Origin of the sequence: Rathayibacter sp. VKM Ac-2801 (genome assembly GCF_009834245.1) — a bacterium.
Taxonomy (GTDB): domain Bacteria; phylum Actinomycetota; class Actinomycetes; order Actinomycetales; family Microbacteriaceae; genus Rathayibacter.
In genome coordinates this window covers 1,730,048-1,752,428 of sequence record NZ_CP047183.1, presented here as the reverse complement: position 1 = coordinate 1,752,428, position 22,381 = coordinate 1,730,048, and the positions used below count along the sequence as shown (strand labels likewise).

The window sequence follows — 22,381 nt, the reverse complement described above, 5'->3', positions numbered from 1 at the left end:
CCCGACTCGAGGAAGCAGGAGCACATGGACACTGACGCGTTCGCGCTCGAGGACGACCGTCTCGTCTGGCGCGGCGACGGCGAGACCGTCGTCGTCGAGCCCTGGGGGAGGGACAGCGTCCGGGTCCGCGCCCGCCGCTCGGGGGAGGTGCTCGACACCGACTGGGCGCTGATCGCCCCCGAGCGCCGCGCGCCGGAGGTCTCGATCGAGGGACCCCGGGCGACGCTGCGCACCGGCGGCATCACCGTCGTCCTCGAGCAGCAGGAGGGCTACGGGTACCAGACCGGCTACCACGAGCTCTCCTGCTCCCTCTCCTTCTACGACCGTCGGGGGGAGCTGCTCTTCCGGGAGCTGGGGAGCGGGGGAGCGCTCAAGCTGCGCGCCCGCGAGCAGCGTCCGCACCTGGGCGGCGACTGCCGGCTGACCGCGCTGTTCGAGACGGCCCCCGACGAGAAGCTGTACGGGATGGGGCAGTACCAGCAGGACATCCTCGACCTGAAGGGCTGCACGCTCGAGCTCGCGCACCGCAACTCCCAGTCCAGCGTCCCGTTCGTGCTCTCGAGCCGCGGATACGGCTTCCTCTGGCACAACCCGGCGATCGGCCGCGCGACCTTCGCGGCCAACCGCTCGGAGTGGTCCGCCGAGTCCTCCCAGCAGCTCGACTACTGGGTGACCGCGGGCGAGACCCCGGCCGACATCACCCGCGCCTACGCCGACGCGACCGGGCACGTCCCGATGATGCCCGAGCACGGCCTGGGCTTCTGGCAGTGCAAGCTGCGCTACTGGAACCAGGAGCAGCTGCTCGAGGTCGCCCGCGAGCACCGGCGGCGCGGCCTCCCGATGGACGTGATCGTGGCCGACTTCTTCCACTGGCCCCGCATGGGCGACTTCCGCTTCGAGGAGGAGTTCTGGCCGGATCCGTCGGCGATGGTCGCCGAGCTGCGCGAGCTCGGGATCGAGCTCATGGTCTCGGTCTGGCCGCAGGTGTCGGTCGAGTCCGAGAACTACGTCGCGATGAAGAAGGGGAATTTGCTCGTCAAGGCCGAGCGGGGCCTGGACCTGCACATGCAGTTCGAGGGCCCGAGCGCGTTCTACGACGCGACGAGCCCCGCCGCCCGGAGGTTCGTCTGGGAGGCGTGCCGGCGCAACTACGGCGAGCACGGGATCCGGCTCTTCTGGCTCGACGAGGCCGAGCCCGAGTACGGCGTCTACGACTTCGACAACTACCGCTACGCCGCCGGCCCTGCCGTCCAGGTCGGCAACCTCTACCCGCAGGCGTTCTCCCGCGGCTTCTTCGAGGGGCAGCGCGAGAGCGGGGAGACCGCGATCGTGAACCTCGTCCGCACGGCCTGGGCGGGCAGCCAGCGGTACGGTGCGCTCGTGTGGTCGGGTGACATCCATTCGACCTTCGCGGACCTCCGCCACCAGATCACGGCCGGCATCCACATGGGCGTCGCGGGGATCCCGTGGTTCACGACCGACATCGGAGGATTCGCCGGGGGAGACCCGTCCGACCCGGAGTTCCGTGAGCTCCTCGTGCGCTGGTTCCAGTTCGGAGCGTTCAGCCCGGTGATGCGCCTGCACGGCGACCGCGCGCCGGCGGCCCCGGTCACGGCCGCCGACGGCACCAGGCGAGCGCCGACCGGAGCCGCGAACGAGGTGTGGAGCTTCGGCGAGGAGGCCACGCCGATCCTCACCCGCCTGCTGCATCTGCGCGAGACCCTGCGCCCGTACACGCGCGAGGCGATGCGGGAGGCGCACGAGCTCGGTCAGCCGGTGCTGCGCGCGGTGTTCCACGAGTTCCCCGGCGACCCGGAGGCCTGGGACCTCGCCGACCAGTACCTGTTCGGCTCGGACCTGCTGGTCGCTCCGGTCACGCACGCCGGAGCCGTCTCCCGGAGGGTCTACCTGCCCGCCGGGGCGCGGTGGACCGAGCTCTCGACAGGCGCCGAGCACGAAGGCGGGCAGTGGATCGTCGCCGACGCGCCCCTTGCCGTCATCCCGGTCTTCGCGCGCGACGGCCGGCAGGCGCACCTCGTCGGGCAGCTCTGACCGGGGGCTCCCCGCCGTCCGGAGCGTTCCGCCGAGAGGAGCGTCCCCCGTCAGCCCGTCCCCTCGAGCCAGAAGTCGACGGCGTCGGGGGACGGGCGCCCGGTGACCCGGACGACGTCGCCGAACTCCAGCACGCTGTCCGGATCCTCCTGGACGGCGGGCCACCGCTCCCGGCCGGGGGCGTCCGGATCGCCGCGGGAGACGAACGCGAGCCAGCGCGCGGTCATCTCCTGCTCGAGCCGGCGGTCGAGATCCGTGTAGTCGGCGTCGCCGTCCGCCCCGAGGTTCCCGTAGGCGTACATCACCTCGGCGCCGTGGTAGGCGCCGAACCGCTCGAGTCCGCTCTCCGGGGGAGTGCGGGTGAAGACGTAGAGGTGGACGGCCGCCCGCCCGGTCCGGGCGGCCGTCAGCGCCCAGAGGCGCATCGGCGCGGTCATCGTCCGGTCGGTGCCGGCACGTAGTCGGGAGTCGACGACCTGATCCTCGTCGGCACCCGGGTACAGCGCGAGGAAGCGGTCCGCGTCGTCTCCGTGCTCCCGGCGCACCTCCTGCTCGTAGTCGTCCGGATCCGAGTCGACGCCTCCCAGCAGATCGAGCGAGGTCTCGTCGGAGTTGCTGCCGAGCAGGAGGGGGACGTCGTTCTGCCGACCGGCCTCGTAGACGGCGAGCGGCGTGTCCGGGAGGACGACGCCGTCGATCGACGGCCACCAGTGCTGCGAGAGGCCCGCAGCGGCCGAGACGATGCGCTCGGCCGGCAGGGCCCGCATCTCGGCCAGGCTCGCCCCGCCGAGCGCTTGGCTCAAGCGCGCAGCCGCCTCCCGTGCGGTGGCGGCGTCGTCGTAGAGGTCGCCGGCCTCGCGGTCTCCCGCCGTCCCCAGGCATCCTCCGCTCTCCCCGATGATCCCGTGGAGGAGGCCGGCGGCGAGCGGCGAGGCGCCGAGGATGCAGGCGCTGCCCGAGCCGGCGGACTGGCCGGCGACCGTCACCCGCCCCGGGTCTCCTCCGAAGGCCGCGATGTTGTCCTGCACCCACTGCAGAGCGGCGACCTGGTCGAGCAGTCCCTGGTTCCCCGGGCTGCCGCCGCCGAGAGCGTCACCGGAGAGGAAGCCGAAGACGCCCAGACGGTAGCCGACGGTGACCACCACGGCGCCACGGGAGGCGAGCGCCGCGCCGTCATAGGCGGGGAGGGCGCCGGATCCCGAGACGAAGGCGCCGCCGTGGAGGTAGACGAGGACCGGGCTCGCATCGCCGGCCCCGCCGGCCGGCCTCCAGATGTTCAGGCGGAGGCTGTCCTCGTCCGTCGCGTAGCCGCCGAGGAGCGTCTCCTCCAGCGGCAGGTCGAGCACGCGCGTCGCCGCTCGGGAGAGGAACGTCGGCTCCGGCTGGACCGCGGAGGGGCCGAAGTCGTCGGCCACGAGGGTCGCCGACCGCTGCGGGGCCGGACGGGGCGCCTCCCAGCGCAGCGGGCCGACCGGGGGAGCGGCGTAGGGGATCCCCGCGAACGCGTCGACCCCGGCCGCGGCATCGTGCACTCCGACGACGTCGCCCTCCCGGGTCGTGACCGGAGCGGTGTGCGGACCGGCGAGCGTCCGCGTCGCCGGGAGAGGACCCGCGGCAAGGGCAAGGGCTCCGACGAGCCCTGCGGACGCGAGCCAGGCCGCCGCCCTCAGCGCTCCGTGCCGGCGCCGCCAGCTCCTCGAGACGGACACGATCAGGGACGCGGCCGTCCCGACGACGAGCCACCCCCACCACGGCACCTGATTCAGCCAGGCGAGGACCGCCCCGATCAGCACGACGGTCGCCGCCGGCAGCCACTGGACCCGTCGTCGCGGTCCGGTCGTCTCAGCTTTCGATACAAGATGCATTGAACACGGAACGTACTGAAAAGGCGCGGAGTGCGCAAGGACCCGCATAGGCTGGGGGCGTGGACACAGGCGAGCAGGCTCCGGTCCGGCGGAGGAGCGAGACGCGACGGCGCCTCCTCGCCGCGGCCGCCGAGCTCTTCGAGAGCACGGGCGCCATCGGCCAGCGCGTCGAGGACATCTGCGCACAGGCGGGCTTCACCCGAGGCGCGTTCTACTCGAACTTCGCCGGCGTCGACCAGCTCTTCCTCGCGCTCCACGAGGAGCAGGCCGCGAGAGTGTGGGGGAGTCTGCAGGAGGCCCTCGACGTCCAGCTGCAGGAGGAGCACCGCGAGGCGACCCTCGACGGCGCGGTCCGCTCCCTCCTCGACGCCCTCCCGTCCAGCCGAGAGTGGTTCTCCCTGCGGTCGGTGCTCCTGGCCCGCGCCGCCGCGGACCCGGTGTTCGCCGAGCGGATGATGATCGACGACGACCGCGTCTCGCGCGAGCTGGGCGAGCGCTTCGCGGCCCTCGCCGCCGTGCACGGACGCGTTCCCGCCGTCAAGTCCGCCGTCCTGGCCAAGGCGGTCGTCGCGGCGCACGTCGGATCGGTGAGCCAGTGGCCCGTGGACACGAGCGCGGCGCTCACGCAGCGGCTGGTCGTCGCCGCGGTGATCCGAGGCCTCACCGTCGACGCGGCCGGACGGTCACCGGAGCACGACGGCGAGCGGTGATCACGTGTGGTGACGGTGACCAGGGGGATCCGACCGGCATCGCTGCCGACGGGGAAAGCACTCGAACTGACATAATGTGCATTATCGGATAACGGAGAGGGAGCTCGGCGGGCCGTCACTCCCACCGTGTGACCGTCCGGCCCGGCTTCCGGCGGTCGGATGAGAACCGGTCGTCGTGGTGGGCTCGTCGACGCAAGACGACGTCGGATTCCCGGCCGGATCTCCGGACGACGGGGCGCGAGTCACCCGGTCGGCCGCCGGACGCCGCGGCAGCGAAAGGGCGATCGCTTCCGCCTCTCCGTCACCGCGACTACCAATTCTGACGAAAGCTCAATGCGCCCTCCGTCTCGGGATCCCGACGCCGCTCCGATGGCGTCCGTCGAGATCGTCCGTCGGTGGTCGCAGACGTGCGCAGGGACCGGCTCGCGCGTGGGATCAGGCGAAGTCGGAGACGTCGCCGACGAGGCGCGTGTTGTCCGCGGGGATCGGCTCGACGGCCGCCAGAGCGACCTCGGCCGCGAACTCCTGCACGTTGTAGAGCTTGCCGGCCGACTCGCGACGCGAGCTGATCGCGCCCGGGTTCGCGCGCTCCAGCAGGGTCGCTGTGATGGTGCCCTCGATCATGTCGCCCGAGACGACGACGAACTCGATCCCGCGCTCGGCGAGCTCGCCGATCCGCTCGCGCAGGGCGTCCTCTCCGGCGCGCTTGGACAGCGCGACGGGCTCGTACTCGGGCATCGTGGGCGTGGTCCGGATGAAGTGCGCCTGGTGGCTCGTGACGAACACGACGCGCGAGCCCTCCCCGAGCAGCGGCAGTGCCGCGTCGAGCACGGCGACCTGCGAGTCGCGGTTGAGGACCATCGCGTAGTCCTCCCCCATGTTGCTCTCCATGCCGCCGGAGGCGTTCAGGACGAGCACGTCGAGTCCGCCGTACTCCTTCTCGATGCGCGAGAAGAGCTCGGCGCGCGAGGCGGCGTCCGTGAGGTCGGCGCCGACGGCGATGGCGGTGCCGCCGGCCTCGACGATCTGCGCGACGAGCTTGTCGGCGCGCGGCGCCTTCGAGCGGTAGTTGACGACGACGCGGGCTCCGGCCTCGGCCAGGTAGCGGACCGTGTCGGCGCCGATGCCGCGGGACGACCCGGTGACGAGAGCGCGCTTGCCGTCGAAGGAGCCGGGGGCGAGGGGGTTGGACACGGGTATTCCTCCAGAACGCCGGCTCGGAGACCGGATCGGGCACGATGACGGGCCGTGGCCCGACGGAGGAGTCTACCAAGCGCCTCGAGACCCTCGGCGCACCCTCTCTCCCAGCCCTCGTCCGGGGGGCGTTGATAGCCTGGGAATGCTCGTCGAGGGGAAGGAGCGCACAGCATGGACGCTGTCACCCAGTACGCATGGATCCTCTGGCTCGCGCTGATCCTCATCTTCGTGATCGTCGAGATGATCACTCTTGAGTTCACGTTCCTGATGCTCGCCGTCGGCAGCATCGGCGGACTGCTGACCGGGCTGGTCGGGGCTCCCTTCTGGGTCCAGGTGCCCGTCGCGGCTGTCCTCGCCGCCCTTCTGCTGTTCACCGTCCGGCCGCCGCTGCTGCGGCTGCTGAAACGGGGCGGCGATCCCACCCCGAGCGGAGCGGATGCTCTTCTCGGCCTCGCCGGCAGCGTCGTCCTCGCCGGCCCCGGAGCCGGCCAGGTCAAGCTCGCCAACGGCGAGACCTGGACGCTCCGCCTGTCCCCGCTCGTCGAGGACCGCACACTCGGAGTCGGCGAGAGAGTCGTCGTCACCGCCATCGAGGGCGCGACCGCGGTCGTCGTCCCCGCCGAAAGGAGCACACCGTGACACCGTCCTCCGTCGTGACGATCGTCGTCGTCGCCGCCGTCGTCCTCTTCGCGCTCGTCGTCCTCTTCCGGGCGGTCCGCATCATCCCCCAGGCCACGGCCGGGGTCGTGGAGCGCCTCGGCAAGTACCACAAGACCCTGCTGCCGGGCCTCAACCTCGTCGTGCCGTTCATCGACCGGGTCCGCCCGCTGATCGACCTGCGCGAGCAGGTCGTCTCGTTCCCGCCCCAGCCCGTGATCACCGAGGACAACCTCGTCGTCTCGATCGACACGGTCGTCTACTTCCAGGTGACGGACGCCCGGGCGGCGACGTACGAGATCGCCAACTACCTCGGCGCGGTCGAGCAGCTGACCACCACCACGCTCCGCAACGTCGTGGGCGGCCTGAACCTCGAGGAGGCGCTGACCTCCCGCGACAACATCAACGGGCAGCTGCGCATCGTCCTCGACGAGGCCACCGGCAAGTGGGGCATCCGCGTCGGACGCGTGGAGCTCAAGGCCATCGACCCGCCCCTCTCCATCCAGGACTCGATGGAGAAGCAGATGCGCGCCGAGCGCGACCGTCGTGCCGTGATCCTCACGGCCGAGGGCACCAAGCAGTCCCAGATCCTGAACGCCGAGGGCCAGCGCCAGGCCGCCATCCTCGCGGCGGAGGGCCAGGCGAAGGCGGCGGTCCTGCGGGCCGAGGGTGAGGCCAAGGCGATCACCACCGTCTTCCACGCCATCCACGAGGGCCGCCCCGACAGCGAGCTCCTCGCCTACCAGTACCTCCAGACGCTCCCCAAGATCGCCGAGGGCAGCGCGAACAAGCTCTGGGTCATCCCGAGCGAGCTCACCGAGGCGCTGAAGGGCATCGGAGGCGCGCTCGGCCAGCGCAGTCAGGCCGCTCCGACGGTCCGCCCGCAGGACGCGACGCCCACGGCGGCGCCGCCTGCCGCGTCCGCGACAGCCGCTTCCGGGTCTGTCGGCTCCCCGCCTGTCGGGTCCGGATCGGACGCGTCCGCGCCGATCGACGGAGCCCCCGACTCCGCGCGCACTCCCCCGCCGGCGGCCGTCTGAGCCCCGGGAGCCGGCCCGCGATGCGCGCCTCCGAGCGACCCCTCGTCCTGAGCGGGCCGACGCCCCGGGTGATCGCGCACCGCGGGTTCGGCCCGCCTGCGGAGGGCAACACGCTCGCTGCTTTCGAACGCGCCCTGGCAGCGGGCGCTGAACTCCTCGAGACCGATGCGCGGGCCTCCCTCGACGGTGTCGCCGTTCTCGTCCACGACGCCGAGGTGGTCGACCGCTCCGGCCGCCGCCACGCCGTCGCCGCGACCCGGTGGGAGGAGCTCGCCGACCTCGGGCTGTCGGGAGGTGCCCGGCTCGCCTCTCTCGAGCAGGCCCTCGCCGCGCTCCCCCGGGCGCGCTTCAACATCGACGTGAAGTCGCGGGACGCGATCGACCCGGTCGTCGCCGCGGTCGCCGGCGCCGCCGCTGCAGAGCGGGTCCTGATCACCTCGTTCTCCGAGGGCCGTCGATCAGCGGCCGTCAGGCGTCTTTCCGGCGCCGCGACCTCGGCGTCCGCCCTCCGCTTCCTCGTCGCGCTGGTCGCCGCGCACCTCGGCGCCGCCCTCCCCCTGCGTCTCGCTCTCCGCGGCATCGATGCACTCCAGGTGCCCGAGAGCGCGCTCGGCCTCCGCGTCGCCGAGCCGCGGATCCTCGCCCGGCTGCGGGCGACCGGCTGCGAGATCCACCTCTGGACCATCGACGATCCGGAGCGGATGGACGAGCTCCTCGCGCTCGGGATCGACGGGCTCGTGACCGACCGCACCGATCTCGCCCGAGTGGCGGTCGACGCCCTCATCGACGCCCGTCGGGGCCGCCCTCAGGAGTCGCGGAATACGCCTCCGACCTGAGGATTCTCTGGCAATGGCAGGGACGGGAAGACCACCTCCAGGTACGACGTTGACACTGAGGAAGCACAGCGAGAGGAGACCACACAATGGCAGATCGAAGCCTGCGAGGAATGCGGCTCGGATCCCAGAGCCTGCAGAGCGAGGAAGGCGTCGTCTTCTCCCCGCGATCGACCTACGAGTACCACTGCGCGAACTGCGGCCACGACACCGACATGGTGTTCTCGGCCGACGCGGAAGCACCGGAGACCTGGGAGTGCCGCTCCTGCGGTCACGAGGCCACTCTGATGGTGGACTCGAAGCCGGTCGTCGTGGACAGGGGCGAGCAGAAGGCTCCGCGCACCCACTGGGACATGCTGCTCGAGCGGCGGACCCGTGCGGAGCTGGAGGAGCTGCTCGAGGAGCGGCTCGCCTATCTGCGGGCCAGGCGCGGCGAGCACAAGATCGGCGCGTAGCGCCGGTCAGCGGGAACGGCGTCGCGGCTCGCGAGTCCTGAGGACGAACGAGACCATGCCGATGAGACCGGCGGCCAGGAAGTACCAGCCGAGGTCTCGCGCCCACACCAGAGCCGGGGTCGTGGTGGAGCTGAGGGGGACCTCGTCCACCATGGCACCCGGCTCGAACCATGTCAGGGAGTCGATCGTCGCGCCGTCCGGCCCGATGATCGCGCTCGTCCCGACGGTCGAGATGTTGACCACGCTGCGCCCGGTCTCGATGGCCCGCAGGCGCGCGATGGCGAGCTGCTGGACGCTCTCGTCGGTCCGGCCGAAGTCGGCGTTGTTGGTCTGCCCGAGGATGACCTGGGCTCCCCCGTCGACCATCGCGTTCGTCAGCGCGTCGTCCGAGATGTCGAAGCAGATCGCGATGCCCGCGAGCACGCCGTTCACGTCGAAGACGTTGGGACGCGTGCCGATCGAGTAGTCGCGGCTCACCAGGTCGACCAGGTCCGGGGCGAACATCCGCCAGAACGCGCGGTCCGGCATGTACTCGGCGAACGGGACGGGGTGCACCTTGTCGTAGACCTGCGTCGCCCCCTCCCCCGCCTTCCAGAGCAGCGAGCTGTTGTAGAAGACGTCGTCCGACGGGTTCGTGATCGTGCCCACGATGAACGGCGCGTCCATCGTCCTGCTGAGGTAGTCGAGGACGGCGGCCGACTGGGCGTTCCGGGTCGGATCGATATCGACCCCGTTCTCGGGCCACACCACCATGTCGACGTCCTGGTCGAGGATCGGCAGCGTCGCCGAGGTGTGGTCCTCGAGGATCTGCCCGCGGTAGCTCTGCGAGAACAGGCCCGCATCGGAGTCGCCCTGCACGGCGGCGATCCGGGTCGTGCCCTCCGTCGGTGCCGGCCAGGCGGGGAACACCAGTGCCACGATCGCGAAGCCCGCGAGAGCACTGACGCGGGCGGAGGCCGGGACGGACACCTCGCGAACGGCCTGCGCGAGCACGGCGGCGAGGAACGCCACGATGAAGCCGAGCCCGGCGAAGCCGATCCACGCTGCGAGACCGGCGAGCGGGCTGAGGGACTGAGAGATCGCGAGCCTGCCCCAGGCGAAGCCGCCGTAGGGCCAGACGCTGGTGATCGACTCCCGGCCGATCCAGAGTGCCGCCAGGAGGGCGGGGAGGCCGACCATCCGGCCGAGCGGCCCCGTCCAGACGCGGTGGCCGCGCGTGGAGACGACCGCCATGAGCCCCGCGGAGAGAGCGAAGAAGATCGCCTGCAGGCCGGCGAGGGCCGCCCACGGGACCGGGCCGAGGTAGAGCGTCAGCCACTCGATGTGGACGCCCCAGAAGACCGCCCCGCCGACGAGGCCGACGAGGGCCCCGCTCCAGAAGCCGCGGCCCGCCAGCGCGAACAGGATCGCCGCAGCGCCCACGATCGCCAGCGGCCAGACGTCGGAGTCGGGGAAGCCGCGGTCGAGCACGGCACCGCCGAGGGCCGCGAGGGGCAGCGCCACCCACAGCGGAACGGTCCGCCCACCGGGCGGAGGAGCGACCGGCGTCATGCGACGGTCGAGTACGCGACGATGCCGCGGCGCACCAGGTCGAGGGCGGTCCGGGCAGCGCGGCCCACCTTGCCCTCGGCGACGACGGAGAGCTGGTCGAGGAGGTCGATGGTCTGCTTCGCCCAGCGCACGAAGTCGCCGGCGGCCATGTCGGACTCGCGGAGCACCATGTCGAGCGGCATGCCCTTGGCCCACATGTTCATCGAGAGCGCGAGGCTCGTCGAGATCGGGTTGCTGCCCGGCAGGCGGTGGTCGCGCTCGACGTCGTCGAGCCGGGCCCACAGCAGCTGGGTCTTCTCCAGCGCCTCGGGGAACGCGCCGCGGGGCAGGAACCGCTCGCCCAGCGTCCCCTCCTCGCGTCGCGGCTCGAAGACGAGGCAGCACGCCATCGCCGCGAGGCCGGCCGGGTCGAGCTCCGTCCACGCCTGCTTCCGGAGGCACTCGGCGACCAGCAGGTCCCGCTCCCCGTAGATCCGGCGGAGCGTGCGTCCGTTCGGCGTCAGCGAGAGCTCGCCGACCTCGTCGCGGCGGAAGTATCCGAGCTCGAGCAGCACGTCCGTGATGTGGTCGAAGATGCGGGCGACGGCTCCGGTCCGCGAGCGGATCTGGCGCTCGATCTCGTCGGTCTCGCGGCGCAGCTTCCACCAGCGCTCGGCCCAGCGGGCGTGCTGCTCGCGGTCGGAGCAGGCGTGGCACGGGTGGGCCTTCATCCGGCGCCGCAGGCTCGTGAGCTGGCCCTGGCGCTTCTCGCGCTCGGCGTGGGAGGCCGATTCGCCGCGCACTGCGCCCCGGCGCTCGAGATCGCCGATCTCGCGGCGGATCGCCGCGTACTGCTCGAAGTCGCCCAGGTGGCACTGCATCGCCGCCACGTAGCCCGCCATCGACTCCTCCTGCTGGCGGACCCGGCGGGCGAGATCGACGACGGACCGGTCGGCCTGGAACTGCGCGAAAGACGACTCCAGGATCTCGCGCGTGCGCACCCGTCCGAACTGCTCGATCAGGTTCGCGGCCATGTTGTAGCTGGGGCGGAAGCTGGAGTTGAGCGGGTAGGTCCGCCGCGAGGCGAGGGACGCGACCGCCTGGGGGTCCATCCCCCCGCGCCACTGGATCACCGAGTGGCCCTCGACGTCGATGCCGCGTCGGCCGGCGCGGCCCGTGAGCTGGGTGTACTCCCCCGGCGTGATCGGGACGCGCGCCTCGCCGTTGAACTTCTCGAGCTTCTCGAGGACGACCGTGCGGGCGGGCATGTTGATGCCGAGCGCGAGCGTCTCGGTCGCGAAGACCACGCGCACGAGCCTGCGCAGGAACAGCTCCTCCACGACCTCCTTGAAGGCGGGGAGCATCCCGGCGTGGTGGGCGGCGACGCCCCGCTGGAGTCCGTCGAGCCACTCCCAGTAGCCGAGCACCGCGAGGTCCTCGTCGCGGATCGTCCGGCAGCGCTCCTCGACGATCGCGCGGATCTCGTCGCGCTCGTGGCGCTCGGTGAGGCGCACGCCCGACCGCAGCACCTGGCGGACGGCCTGGTCGCAGCCGGCGCGGCTGAAGACGAAGAAGATCGCGGGGAGGAGGTTCTTGCCGCGGAGGATCTCGACGACCTCCGAGCGCAGCACGAGCTCCTCGGTGCGCTGCTCCGGGTAGCGGCCGCGACCGCCTCGGCCGTTGCGGCCGCCCCGGCCGCCGCGCTCGACCCGCGAGCCGCCCTGGGCCATGCGGGCGAGCTCCGGGTTCACCCGGTTCGTCGCCGCCCGTCCGGAGGAGTCGAAGAGGTCGACGAGCTTGCCGCCCACGAGGACGTGCTGGTCGAGCGGGACGGGACGCTCCTCGGAGACGATGACCTCGGTCTCGCCCCGGACGGTCTGGAGCCAGTCGCCGAACTCCTCGGCGTTCGACACGGTCGCGCTGAGCGAGACCAGCCGCACGCGCTGCGGGAGGTGGATGATGACCTCCTCCCAGACGGCGCCGCGGAAGCGGTCGGCGAGGTAGTGCACCTCGTCCATCACGACGTAGGCGAGGTCGTGCAGGAGGTCCGAGTCGGCGTACAGCATGTTGCGCAGCACCTCGGTCGTCATCACGACGATGCGGGCGCGCGCGTTGACGTTGGAGTCGCCGGTCAGCAGGCCGACCTCGGAGGCTCCGTAGTCCTCGACGAACTCCTGGAACTTCTGGTTGCTCAGCGCCTTCATCGGCGTCGTGTAGAAGACCTTGGCCGTCGGGTCCTGCATGGCCAGGTGGATCGCGAACTCCGCCACCGCGGTCTTGCCGGCACCGGTGGGCGCGGCGACGAGGACGCTGTGGCCGTCGTCGAGCGCGCTGCAGGCCTCGTACTGGAAGGGGTCGAGGTCGAACGCGAGGGTCGAGCGGAACGCCTCGACCCTCGCATGGCCCTGGCGCGTCCGGAACGCGGCGAACCGCTCGGCGGGAGACGGTCCGGTCACGCGGGCAGGTCGGAGGGGCTGCCGTCGAACACCAGCTGGCGCTTGGCGGCGCGCCGGTCGTGCAGGATCGCGATCCCGCAGGCGAGGAAGAACAGGAAGATGATCGGGATGGCCAGGAGGAACATCGAGATCGGGTCGGCCGCGGGGGTCGCGATCGCGGTGAAGAGCACGATCGCCATGATCGCGATGCGCCACGACTTGAGGATCAGCATTCCGGGGAGGATGCCGAGGAAGTTGAGGAGCACCAGGAAGACGGGCAGCACGAAGGCGATGCCGACCACCAGCACGAGCTTGAGCACGAACTCGTAGTAGATCTTGGCGTCGAGGAAGCTCGCCGCGTCGCTGCCGGTGAAGCTCGTCAGGAGCTCGACGATGTGCGGGAACACGAACCAGCCGGCCGCGCAGCCCGCGAAGAACAGCGGGATGGCGGTGAGGATGAAGCCGAGGCCGTACCGCATCTCCTTGCGGGTCAGGCCCGGGACGAGGAACGCCCAGATCTGGTAGAGCCAGACCGGGCTCGCCAGGACGATGCCCACCGTGATGGCGATCTGCAGCCGCAGGTCGAAGGCTCCGGCGATCGTCGGGAAGTTGAGGATCGCCTCCTTGCCCTGGGTGGCGGCCACCTCGGAGATCGGAGCCTTGAGCGCCTCGAAGACCCACTCCGAGACGAACCATCCCGCGACGCACGCGATGACGATCGCGATCGCCGACTTGAAGAGCCTGTTGCGAAGCTCGACGAGGTGGGCCCCGAGCGACATGCGCCCGTCGGGGTTCTTCGTCCGCTTCGTCCGTGGCTTCTTCGCTGCCACGGACGTCATTACTTGAGCGGGGACTCGGGCGGCGTGGTGGAGCCGGTGCCGGTGGTCGTCCCGGTGGATCCGGCGACGGTGCCGGTGGTCCCCTCGGTCGACTCACGGCGCTCGGTGCCGTCCTCGTCCTTCATGGTCTTGACCTCGCTCTTGAAGATCCGCATCGACTGCCCGACACTGCGGGCCAGCTGCGGGAGCTTGGGCGCACCGAACAGGAGGAGGATCACGGCGAGGATGATGAGGAGGTGCCACCCCTGGAGGCCAGCGAACATTGCAGACTCACTTCACTTGTCGGTTGCGGTGTACGAGGAGCTTACCCCGTTCGACTCTTCCTGACCGGCGGAGATCGATCCTGTCGCGACGTGCGTCACGCCGCCCCTCGTGCGCGCGCCTCACGTCGTCGCGATCGGCGAAGAGCGACGAGGGCGGCCGGGGCGGCAGGTCGTCCGTCACTCCGGGACTCAGCGTCTCGAGTTTCGCGGTGACCTCGGCCAGCCGGCCGAGCAGAACCCTGCCCTTGCGCCAGTAGGAGAGGGCGAAGAGGGCCAGCATCGCCAGTGCGCCCAGCGCGAGGCCGAGCCAGATCAGGATCCACGACCACCAGGTCACGACGGCTCCCCCTCGTTCGCGGCGAGTGCGGCGGCCGCCCAGTGCCTGACAGCGGCGCGCGCCTCGGGGGGCGCCACCACCGTGGCGAGTCCCGCCAATGACGCCACCAGGCGCGTCAGTCCCTCCAGATGGGCGACGCGCAGGCGGACGAGGACACCTCGGTCAGCCTCCCCCGGCACCGGATCGGGGAACTCGGCGTCGGCCGCGTAGTCGCCCAGCAGCACGACAGCGCTGGGGGCGACGCGCAGATCAACGACCAGATCGGAGGCGGAGGCCTCGAAGAGGCGCTCCGAGAGGGTCACCTCGTTGCGGCGCCGGACGATCGGCGCCCCCCTGTCGCGGAGGGAGCGCATCCGGTCGACGCGGAACGTCCTGACGCCCTCGCGGAGGTGGTCCCACCCGCGCAGGTACCAGTCCCGGTCGACGGATTCGAGCACGAAGGGGTCGACGAGCCGGGACTCGGTCTCGCCGCGGGCGCTGCGGTAGTCGAACGCGACCTGCGTCGCGGAGGCCATCGCGGTCCGCAGGAGCGCCACGGCGCTGTCGGCGCCCGTGCCGCGCGAGACCGCCACCGCGCTCGGGGCCGACGAGGCGCCGCGCGCGAGCTTCCCCATCAGCGAGGCGATCCGATCGTTGCCCTGGTTCTCCGGCAGCGCCGCGAGGTACTGCATGCCGGCGATGAGGGCGGCGGCCTCGCGCGCCGAGAACCTCGGCGAGTCGTCGATCGCGACCTGGTGGGTGAGGACGACGTGGTCGTTCTCCTCGAAGTCGTCCCAGCCGATGTCGAACAGGTCGTTCGCCTGGTACTGCGCGGTCTCGCCCGGGATGCCCGAGACGGCGATGAGGCGCACCGCGCGGCGCACCTCCTCCTCCGGGATCTCGAAGTGCGCAGCGACCTCGGCGACGGAGACGCGGCCCCGGTCGAGCAGATAGGGCACGAGGGAGAGCAGGACGGCCAGGCGGTCGCGCGCCTGCAGGGAGCGGGGTCTAGCCACGGGGATCCCCTCCATGGTCGTCCAGGGTGCGGCGGAGGCGGTCGAGGACGCGTCGCCGGAGCTCCTCCGGCTCGAGCACCCGCACCTCGGGGCCGTGGCCGGCGAGCTCGTCGGCGAGCACGTCCGGGTCGGTGTAGTGCAGGCGCAGCAGATCCTGGCCCTCGCCCTCCGCCTCGGCGCGCCCGCCGAGCCGGAGGGCGGCGTCGGAGTCGGGAGCGACGCGCAAAAGAGCGCTGTTGCGCCGCAGGATCTCGTCGAGCTGGGCGAGGGCGGTCGCGGCGTGGTCCCCCTCGGCTGGAGGCGCGGTGCGTCCGGTCGGGGCGACGGGTCCGACGATCCGCGACAGGAGGAAGGTCCGCGTGCCCTCGGCACCCTCGTCCCAGCCGTGGAGGTGCCAGCGCCCCTGGTGGTTCACCAGGGCGCGGGGCTGCACGGTGCGCACGCGCGGCTCCTCGCCGCCGGGCTTGAGGTAGGGGAACCGGACGACCTGGCCGCGGTCGAGCGCGGTGCTGAGCGGCTCGAACGAGGCCTCGCGGACCCGGATGGAGGGGCTGATGCCGATGACGGGGTCGACGGACTCGACGCCGATCGAGCGCAGCTTGATCAGCGCGCGCCGCGACTCCGCCGAGAGCGTCCCCTCGCGCCAGACCGCCCCGGCCAGGCGGAGCAGCGCGAGCTCCTCCGGATCGAAGGTCAGGTCGGCCGGGAGGTCGTAGCTGCGCTTCGCGATGCGGTACCGGACGGTCTGGGTGTTGCCCGGATCGCCCGGGGCGTCGACCGTCTCGATCGGGATGCCCAGCTCGCGCAGGTCGTCCTTGTCGCGCTCGAACTGGCGCTCGAGCGAGGTCCGGTCGCCCCGCCCCACCCGCTGCCGGTAGCCCTGCACCGTCGAGAGGACGTCGGCCTTCGTCAGTCCGCTCTCGGCCGCGACGAGCGCGAGCACGAGGTTGAACAGACGCTCCTCGGCCGGGACGCGGCTCGAGGACGGGGCGTCGGAAGGCACGCCCTCCAGTCTAGGGCCGGGTCCGGTCAGACCTTTCCGAGGATGTCGGCGACGAAGATCAGCGTGGCGCCGCCGGGGATCCCGCCCTGGGGCGAGCCCTGGTCGCCGTAGCCCTGGTCCGGCGGGATGACCGCGATGACCTGGGAGCCGACGGGCTGGCCGATGAGGGCGTCGGCGAATCCGGCGATCACTCCGCCCTGGGTGGTCGAGCCGTCGGCGGCCGTGAAGACGGCGGGAGCGCCCTTCTCCCAGCTGGAGTCGAACACCTTCCCGTCGCTCCACTGCCAGCCGGTGTAGGCCACGACGACCTGATCGCCCTCGGCGACGACGTCGCCGTCGCCCTTCTTGAGCTGGGCGATGCGGAGGTCGGTCGGCGCATCGCCGGAGGGCTTCGCGAGCCCCGGGCGTCCGTCGTCGCCGAGGGTCACCGTCGGGAAGCCGTCGGGCACGGGCTGGGCGGCGCCGTTCGCGCGGGCCAGCGAGGCCTCGCGGACGTCCGCGACGAGCACGAGGGTGTCGTCCTCCGAGATGCCGAGCTGCGAGGAGGACTGGCCGAAGCCGTCCTCGGGGGCGATCGCGATGGCGACGCGCGAGCCGACCTGCGTGCAGAGGAGGCCCTCGTTCAGGCCGACGAGCCCGGCTCCGCCGACGCCGAAGCGGGCGGTGCTCGACCCGTCGTAGGGCGAGGTCTCGAGGACGGTGCCGTCCGCTCCGTTGACCAGGGTGTAGTCGATGGTGACGAGCTGGCCCTTCTCGAGCGGTGCGCCCGAGCCCTCGATCAGGGTGCTGACCTGCGTGCCGTCCGCCTTCAGCGGCGTCGGGACGCTGACGTCCGGCTTCGCTCCGAAGTCGCCCGTGGCGCTGACAGCCGCCGAGGAGTCGCCGGAGGAGAACGGAGCGTCGCAGTCGGTCTGCGAGGAGGACGCGGTGCATCCGGTGAGAGCGGCGACGATGCCGATGCCGGCGATGAGCGCGGTGGTCCTGCGCACGGGTCCTCGATTCGAGAGAAGGGGAGCGGTGACGCCCGGAGTGGAGACGGCCCGGAGGCCGGGAACAGCTTAGAGGATGCCCTCGTCGTCGGGCTCCGCGGTCTCCTCGCCGAAGCCGCGGGCACGGGAGAGCTCGGCGCTGGTGGCGGACTCGCGGACCCGCTTGCGCAGGCTCTTCGGGCTCACGGCACGCTCGCCGAGAGCGCCGGGGGTCCACGCCTCCACGTCCTCGTCGCTGAAGTCCGTCTTCGACGGGCGCCGCTTGAGCTCGGGGAGCACGGTGTCCGGAGCGAGCCGGCGGGCGGTGATGAGGAAGCCGGTGTGGCCGATCATCCGGTGGTCCGGCCGGACCGCCAGGCCCTCGACGTGCCAGCCGCGGACCATGGTCTCGTTCGACGACGGGTTCGTGAACAGCCCTGAGGCGCGGATCGCCTCCGCCGTCCGCGAGAGCTGCGTGACGGTGGCCACGTAGCAGAGGAGCACTCCCCCGGGCGTGAGAGCCTCGGCGGCGACATCGAGGCACTCCCACGGCGCGAGCATGTCCAGCACGACGCGGTCGGCCTCGCCCGACGGGACCGTGCCGGGCAGGGCCTCGACCAGGTCGCCGACGGTGACGCTCCAGTTGTCGGGCGTGTAGCCGAGGAAGGTCTCGATGTTCGCCCGTGCGACGTCGGCGAACTCCTCGCGCCGCTCGAACGACGACAGCCGGCCGGTCGGCCCGACCGCCCGCAGCAGCCAGAGCGAGAGCGCGCCGGAGCCGACACCGGCCTCGACGACGCGGGCGCCGGGGAAGACGTCGGCGAGGGCGAGGATCTGGGCGGCGTCCTTCGGGTACACGATCGCCGCTCCGCGGGGCATCGACATCACGAAGTCGGCGAGGAGGGGGCGCAGCGCCAGATGCTCGACGCCGACGGTGTTGGTCACCACCGAGCCGTCGGGCAGCCCGATCACCGTGTCGTGCTCGATGCCGCCCCGGTGGGTGTGGAACACCTTGCCGGGCACGAGCGTGATGGTGTTCATCCGCCCCTTGGGGCCCGTCAGCTGGACGCGGTCCCCCGCGCGGAAGGGTCCGGAATGCTGCAGTGCCTCACCGGTCATCGGCGGGCCTCCGTCTCGGTCGTGGCCGGGCCGGAGCCGCGGTGCTCGGAGGACACCGTCGCGAGGTCCGCGACGGTGCGGCCCGCGAGGGTGGGCCAGAGGGCGTAGGGGGCGGCGGGGTCCAGCTCGAGCTGGTGCGGGACGCCGATCGCCGCGGCTCCGGAGGCGACAGCCGCGCCGAGGCCCGTGAGCGAGTCCTCGATCGCGACGCAGGCGGCGATGTCGACGCCGAGAGTGCTCGCAGCGAGGAGGTACGCCTCGGGGTGGGGCTTGCTGCGCTCGACCATGTCGCCGCTGACGACGGCCGCGAAGGCGGGGAACGGGATCCGGTCGACGACGGCCGCGGCCATCCGCGAGATCGACATCGTGACCAGCGCCTGCGGCACTCCCGCGTCGGACACCGCGCGCAGCAGCTCGAGCGCGCCCGGGCGCCACGGGATGCTCACGGCCAGCTGCTGGACGACCTCGTCGGTCATCCGGTCGATGATCGCGTCGACGGAGAGGTCGACGCCCTTGCCCTGCAGGATCCGGGCGGCGGCGGGCAGGCCCGAGCCGACGAGGCCCATCGCGTCCTCGTGCGTCCACACTCCCCCGAAGGACGAGACGAGCGCGTGCTCCGACGCCATCCAGTACGGCTCGGTGTCGACGAGCGTCCCGTCCATGTCCCAGAGGACGGCGGCGGGGGCGGCCGCTCCTTCGAGCGGCTCGGAGGACAGCGGCCGGGCGGAGGTCTCGGGAGTCACGAGCGACCATGGTACCGGCAGGGCCGCGCCCCTCCCCGGCCGCGGGCCCAGAGCGAACAGCGCCCCCGATCCCGCCGGGCGGGACGGGCGGGGTCGGGGGCGGTCCTATCCTGGACGGAGGGACAGGCGCGCTGTGCGCTCCCCGGACATCGAGCCGAACGCGGAGATCCTGCCTATGAACGTGATCACGGGGAACGTCCTGGTCGTGGCCTTCGAGGGCTGGAACGACGCCGGAGACGCCGCCAGCGGCGCGCTGCGGCTGGTCAAGGACGCCGGGGAGTACGTGCCCCTCTTCGCCGTCGACGCCGAGCAGTACTACGACTTCCAGTACACCCGCCCCCTGCTCTCGATCGGCGAGGACGGCCGTCGCAGCCTCTCCTGGCCCGGCACCCAGATCTTCGGCCCGGCCGACACCTCGGTCGACGCCGAGAGCGCGCTGTACCTCATGATCGGCACCGAGCCCTCGCGCAGCTGGAAGAGCTTCGCCGCCGAGGTCGTCGACGCCATGCTCGCGATCGACATCTCCGCCGTCGTCTTCCTCGGCGCGATGCTCGCCGACGTCCCGCACACCCGGCCGATCTCGATCTTCGCCTCGAGCGAGAACGCGGAGCTGCGGAGCTCGTTCGAGCTCGAGCGCTCCAGCTACGAGGGGCCGGTCGGCATCCTCAGCGTGATCGGCGAGGCCGCGCAGAAGGTCGGCATCCCCGCCGTCTCGATCTGGGCCTCCGTCCCGCACTACGTGCACAACGCCCCGTCGCCCAAGGCGATGCTGGCGCTGCTCGAGAAGCTCGAGGAGGTCGTCGGCCTGGCGATCCCCCGCGGCGACCTCGTCGAGGAGGCGGAGGAGTGGGAGCGCGGCATCGACGCCCTCGCCGCCGAGGACGAGGAGATGGCGGCGTACATCGCCCAGCTCGAGCAGGCGCGGGACACCGTCGACTCGCCCGAGGCGAGCGGCGAGGCGATCGCCCAGGAGTTCGAGCGCTACCTGCGCCGCCGCGGCGACGGCCGCTCCGGCGAGGAGCCCTGGCGGCCGTAGCCTCCTCCGCCGACTGCTCGTCGGAGCCGGTCGGCGATCCCGCGACTGCTCGCGACCCGTGATCGACGACCGGTCCTGACAGGACTCGTGCCCGGACGGATCTCCGGCCGGGCGGGCCTCGGACCCGACGTGCCTCAGGCCGGACGGACTCCGAGCAGGGCGTCGACCGCGTCGCGCAGGAGCGACGGGTCGTCCACGCCCTCGGTCAGTGCGGCGTCCACGACGGCGAGGGCGGCCGGAGTGTCGAGGTCGTCGGCCAGCGCCTCGCGCAGCTGCGCCAGCACCTCCAGCGCCGAGCGCGGTCCGACGGAGGCGAGGGCCGCCTCCCAGTGCGCCAGGCGCGCCTCGGCCGATGGAAGGTCCTCGGGCAGCCACTCCCAGTCGGAGCGGTAGTGGTGCGCGAGGAGCGCCAGGCGGACCGCTCGCGGGTCCGCTCCCTCACTCCGCAGACGGGAGACCAGCACCAGGTTGCCGAGCGACTTGCTCATCTTCTCGCCCTGGTAGGCGACCATCCCGGCGTGCGCGTAGGCACGGGCCAGAGGACGGCCGGACAGCGACGCCGCGTGGCCGGCGCTGAACTCGTGGTGCGGGAAGACAAGGTCGCTCCCGCCGCCCTGCAGGGTGAACTCGGGTCCGAGCCGGTCGAGGGCGATCACCGAGCACTCGATGTGCCAGCCCGGGCGACCGCGGCCGACCTCGGCCTCCCAGGCGGGCTCGCCGGCGCGCTCGGCCCGCCAGAGCAGCGGATCGAGGGGGTCGCGCTTGCCGGCACGCTCCGGGTCGCCCCCGCGCAGCGCCGAGAAGCGGGCCATCGTCTCCGCGTCGAGCCCGCTCTCGCTGCCCAGGTGCCAGACGGCGCTCTCGGCCGCGGCGATGTCGTAGTAGAGGTCGCTCGCCCCCTCCGCCGCCGCGTCCGGAGCAGCGACGCGGTAGGCGACGCCGTCGCGCTCCAGTCGGGCGACCGCCTCAGCGATCGGATCCACGGTCTCGGTGACGCCGACGTAGTGCTGCGGAGGCAGGACGCGCAGGGCCGCCATGTCGCCGCGGAACAGCTCGACCTGCTCCTCGGCCAGGTCGCGCCAGTCGACGCCGGTGGCCGTCGCCCGCTCGAGCAGCGGGTCGTCGACGTCGGTCACGTTCTGGGCGTACTCGACCGTGTAGCCCGCGTCGAGCCAGACGCGCTGGACCGTGTCGAAGGCGAGATAGGTCGACGCGTGCCCGAGATGGGTGGCGTCGTAGGGCGTGATGCCGCAGACGTAGAGGCTCGCGACTCCGCTGGGCGCGTCGAGCTCGACGGGGGCTGCGGTCGCGGTGTCGTGCAGTCGCGGGGCGCTCCCCCGGCCGGGGAGGGCGGGGACGTCGGCGGCGGTCCAGGCGCGCATCTAGGCGGCGATCAGGCCGGTGGCGAGCGCGATCATCAGGACGACGCCGAGCACGATGCGGTAGACGACGAACGGGAGGAAGCTGCGGCGGGAGATGTAGTTCATGAAGAACGCGATCACGACGAAGCCGACCACGAACGCGACGATGGTCGCCACGAGGGTCTCGAGCCCGCCGACCTGGACCTGGTTCGGAAGCACCACCGGGTCGCTGATGCTCTTGTACAGCTGGTAGAGCCCGCTGCCGAACACCGCGGGGATCGCGAGGAGGAAGGAGTAGCGCGCCGCAGCCTTGCGCTCGTAGCCGAGGAAGAGGCCGGCGGTGATGGTGCCTCCCGAGCGCGAGACGCCGGGGATCAGGGCGAGCGCCTGCGCGCCTCCGTAGATCAGGCCGTCGCGGACGCCCAGGTCGCGCAGGCGGCGCTTCTTCGCGCCGACCGCGTCGGCGATGCCGAGCAGGATGCCGAAGAGGATCAGCGTGGTGGCCACCACCCACAGGGAGCGGAGGGTCGTCTCGATCGCGTCCTGGAAGACGAGGCCGAGGACGATGATCGGGAGGCTGCCCAGGATGATCAGCCAGCCCATGCGGGCGTCCGGGTCCGAGCGCGGGACCCGGCCGACGAGGGAGCGGGACCAGTGCGACACGATCCGCACGATGTCGCGCCAGAAGTAGATGATGACTGCGGTCTCAGTGCCCAGCTGCGTGATCGCGGTGAACGCGGCTCCGGTGTCGCGGCCGCCGAGACCGGGCAGCAGCTCGCTGACGATCCGGAGGTGGGCGCTGGAGGAGATGGGGAGGAATTCGGTCAGACCCTGGACGAGTCCCAGGATCAGCGCGTCGAGCAGGCCCATGCGTCACTTTCGAGGAGGGCTGGGGCGTCGTCGGCCAGCAGTCGGTCGGGATCGGTCGGTGCTGACCCGGTCC

21 protein-coding genes are annotated in these 22,381 nt (G+C 72.0%); 7 read left to right on the top strand and 14 right to left on the bottom strand.

Annotation, left to right across the window (positions count from 1 at the left end):
- The first annotated feature begins 24 nt into the window (after positions 1-24).
- Positions 25-2,052: a TIM-barrel domain-containing protein gene (locus tag GSU45_RS08080; RefSeq protein ID WP_159914110.1), complete on the top strand. Its 2,028-nt coding sequence runs from the start codon at positions 25-27 to the stop codon at positions 2,050-2,052.
- A 50-nt stretch (positions 2,053-2,102) separates the two neighbouring features.
- Here GSU45_RS08080 and GSU45_RS08075 read toward each other — a convergent pair whose 3' ends face one another.
- Positions 2,103-3,917, bottom strand: a complete 1,815-nt coding sequence (locus GSU45_RS08075) for a carboxylesterase family protein (protein WP_159914108.1) — start codon at positions 3,915-3,917, stop codon at positions 2,103-2,105.
- Between the two features lie 59 nt (positions 3,918-3,976).
- On the opposite strand from GSU45_RS08075, the gene GSU45_RS08070 reads away from it, so the two are divergent.
- Positions 3,977-4,627, top strand: coding sequence for a TetR/AcrR family transcriptional regulator (locus GSU45_RS08070; RefSeq protein WP_159914106.1), 651 nt, complete (start codon positions 3,977-3,979; stop codon positions 4,625-4,627).
- A 435-nt stretch (positions 4,628-5,062) separates the two neighbouring features.
- Here GSU45_RS08070 and GSU45_RS08065 read toward each other — a convergent pair whose 3' ends face one another.
- A complete protein-coding gene (locus tag GSU45_RS08065) occupies positions 5,063-5,821 on the bottom strand; it encodes an SDR family oxidoreductase (RefSeq protein ID WP_159914104.1) in 759 nt (252 codons plus the stop codon).
- A 174-nt stretch (positions 5,822-5,995) separates the two neighbouring features.
- Here GSU45_RS08065 and GSU45_RS08060 point away from each other — a divergent pair, with 174 nt between their 5' ends.
- The 4 genes from GSU45_RS08060 to GSU45_RS08045 all read left to right on the top strand — a co-directional run bounded on the left by GSU45_RS08060 (position 5,996) and on the right by GSU45_RS08045 (position 8,809).
- Positions 5,996-6,463, top strand: a complete 468-nt coding sequence (locus tag GSU45_RS08060; protein WP_159914102.1) for an NfeD family protein — start codon at positions 5,996-5,998, stop codon at positions 6,461-6,463.
- On the top strand, positions 6,460-7,521 hold the full coding sequence (locus GSU45_RS08055) for an SPFH domain-containing protein (RefSeq protein ID WP_159914101.1): 1,062 nt from the start codon (positions 6,460-6,462) through the stop codon (positions 7,519-7,521). The genes GSU45_RS08060 and GSU45_RS08055 overlap by 4 nt, the downstream gene beginning before the upstream one ends.
- Positions 7,522-7,541: 20 nt before the next feature.
- Complete coding sequence (locus tag GSU45_RS08050; protein WP_159914100.1) at positions 7,542-8,357, top strand: glycerophosphodiester phosphodiesterase family protein; 816 nt, start codon at positions 7,542-7,544, stop codon at positions 8,355-8,357.
- Positions 8,358-8,443: 86 nt separating this feature from the next.
- On the top strand, positions 8,444-8,809 hold the full coding sequence (locus tag GSU45_RS08045) for an RNA polymerase-binding protein RbpA (RefSeq protein WP_159914099.1): 366 nt from the start codon (positions 8,444-8,446) through the stop codon (positions 8,807-8,809).
- 6 nt (positions 8,810-8,815) lie between these two features.
- Here the strand turns inward: GSU45_RS08045 and lnt are convergent, their stop codons facing one another.
- The 10 genes from lnt to GSU45_RS07995 form a co-directional block, all read right to left on the bottom strand.
- Positions 8,816-10,312: an apolipoprotein N-acyltransferase gene (gene lnt, locus GSU45_RS08040; protein ID WP_244248261.1), complete on the bottom strand. Its 1,497-nt coding sequence runs from the start codon at positions 10,310-10,312 to the stop codon at positions 8,816-8,818.
- Positions 10,313-10,356: 44 nt separating this feature from the next.
- Positions 10,357-12,795, bottom strand: a complete 2,439-nt coding sequence (locus GSU45_RS08035; RefSeq protein WP_159914097.1) for a DEAD/DEAH box helicase — start codon at positions 12,793-12,795, stop codon at positions 10,357-10,359.
- Positions 12,792-13,553: a twin-arginine translocase subunit TatC gene (gene tatC, locus GSU45_RS08030; protein WP_159916970.1), complete on the bottom strand. Its 762-nt coding sequence runs from the start codon at positions 13,551-13,553 to the stop codon at positions 12,792-12,794. The genes GSU45_RS08035 and tatC overlap by 4 nt, the downstream gene beginning before the upstream one ends.
- Positions 13,554-13,612: 59 nt before the next feature.
- A complete protein-coding gene (tatA, locus tag GSU45_RS08025) occupies positions 13,613-13,876 on the bottom strand; it encodes a Sec-independent protein translocase subunit TatA (protein ID WP_159914096.1) in 264 nt (87 codons plus the stop codon).
- Positions 13,877-13,883: 7 nt separating this feature from the next.
- Positions 13,884-14,213 carry a hypothetical protein gene (locus tag GSU45_RS08020; RefSeq protein ID WP_159914095.1) on the bottom strand — a complete coding sequence of 110 codons (330 nt, stop codon included), beginning with the start codon at positions 14,211-14,213 and terminating at the stop codon, positions 13,884-13,886.
- Positions 14,210-15,208, bottom strand: coding sequence for a WYL domain-containing protein (locus GSU45_RS08015; protein ID WP_244248260.1), 999 nt, complete (start codon positions 15,206-15,208; stop codon positions 14,210-14,212). The genes GSU45_RS08020 and GSU45_RS08015 overlap by 4 nt, the downstream gene beginning before the upstream one ends.
- The gene (locus tag GSU45_RS08010; protein ID WP_159914091.1) at positions 15,201-16,211 is read right to left on the bottom strand and encodes a WYL domain-containing protein; all 1,011 of its coding nucleotides are present in this window, start codon (positions 16,209-16,211) and stop codon (positions 15,201-15,203) included. Before GSU45_RS08010 ends, GSU45_RS08015 begins: the two co-directional genes overlap by 8 nt.
- A 26-nt stretch (positions 16,212-16,237) precedes the next feature.
- Positions 16,238-17,200 carry an FKBP-type peptidyl-prolyl cis-trans isomerase gene (locus GSU45_RS08005; protein WP_159914089.1) on the bottom strand — a complete coding sequence of 321 codons (963 nt, stop codon included), beginning with the start codon at positions 17,198-17,200 and terminating at the stop codon, positions 16,238-16,240.
- Between the two features lie 69 nt (positions 17,201-17,269).
- On the bottom strand, positions 17,270-18,298 hold the full coding sequence (locus GSU45_RS08000) for a tRNA (adenine-N1)-methyltransferase (protein ID WP_104222012.1): 1,029 nt from the start codon (positions 18,296-18,298) through the stop codon (positions 17,270-17,272).
- Positions 18,295-19,041, bottom strand: coding sequence for an HAD family hydrolase (locus GSU45_RS07995; RefSeq protein WP_279631112.1), 747 nt, complete (start codon positions 19,039-19,041; stop codon positions 18,295-18,297). The genes GSU45_RS08000 and GSU45_RS07995 overlap by 4 nt, the downstream gene beginning before the upstream one ends.
- A gap of 175 nt (positions 19,042-19,216) precedes the next feature.
- Here GSU45_RS07995 and GSU45_RS07990 point away from each other — a divergent pair, with 175 nt between their 5' ends.
- Complete coding sequence (locus tag GSU45_RS07990) at positions 19,217-20,077, top strand: PAC2 family protein (protein ID WP_159914087.1); 861 nt, start codon at positions 19,217-19,219, stop codon at positions 20,075-20,077.
- 134 nt (positions 20,078-20,211) lie between these two features.
- Here the strand turns inward: GSU45_RS07990 and mshC are convergent, their stop codons facing one another.
- Both mshC and GSU45_RS07980 read right to left on the bottom strand, forming a co-directional pair.
- Positions 20,212-21,459, bottom strand: coding sequence for a cysteine--1-D-myo-inosityl 2-amino-2-deoxy-alpha-D-glucopyranoside ligase (mshC, locus tag GSU45_RS07985; protein WP_159914085.1), 1,248 nt, complete (start codon positions 21,457-21,459; stop codon positions 20,212-20,214).
- The gene (locus tag GSU45_RS07980; RefSeq protein WP_159914083.1) at positions 21,460-22,308 is read right to left on the bottom strand and encodes an undecaprenyl-diphosphate phosphatase; all 849 of its coding nucleotides are present in this window, start codon (positions 22,306-22,308) and stop codon (positions 21,460-21,462) included.
- Positions 22,309-22,381: the final 73 nt, after the last annotated feature.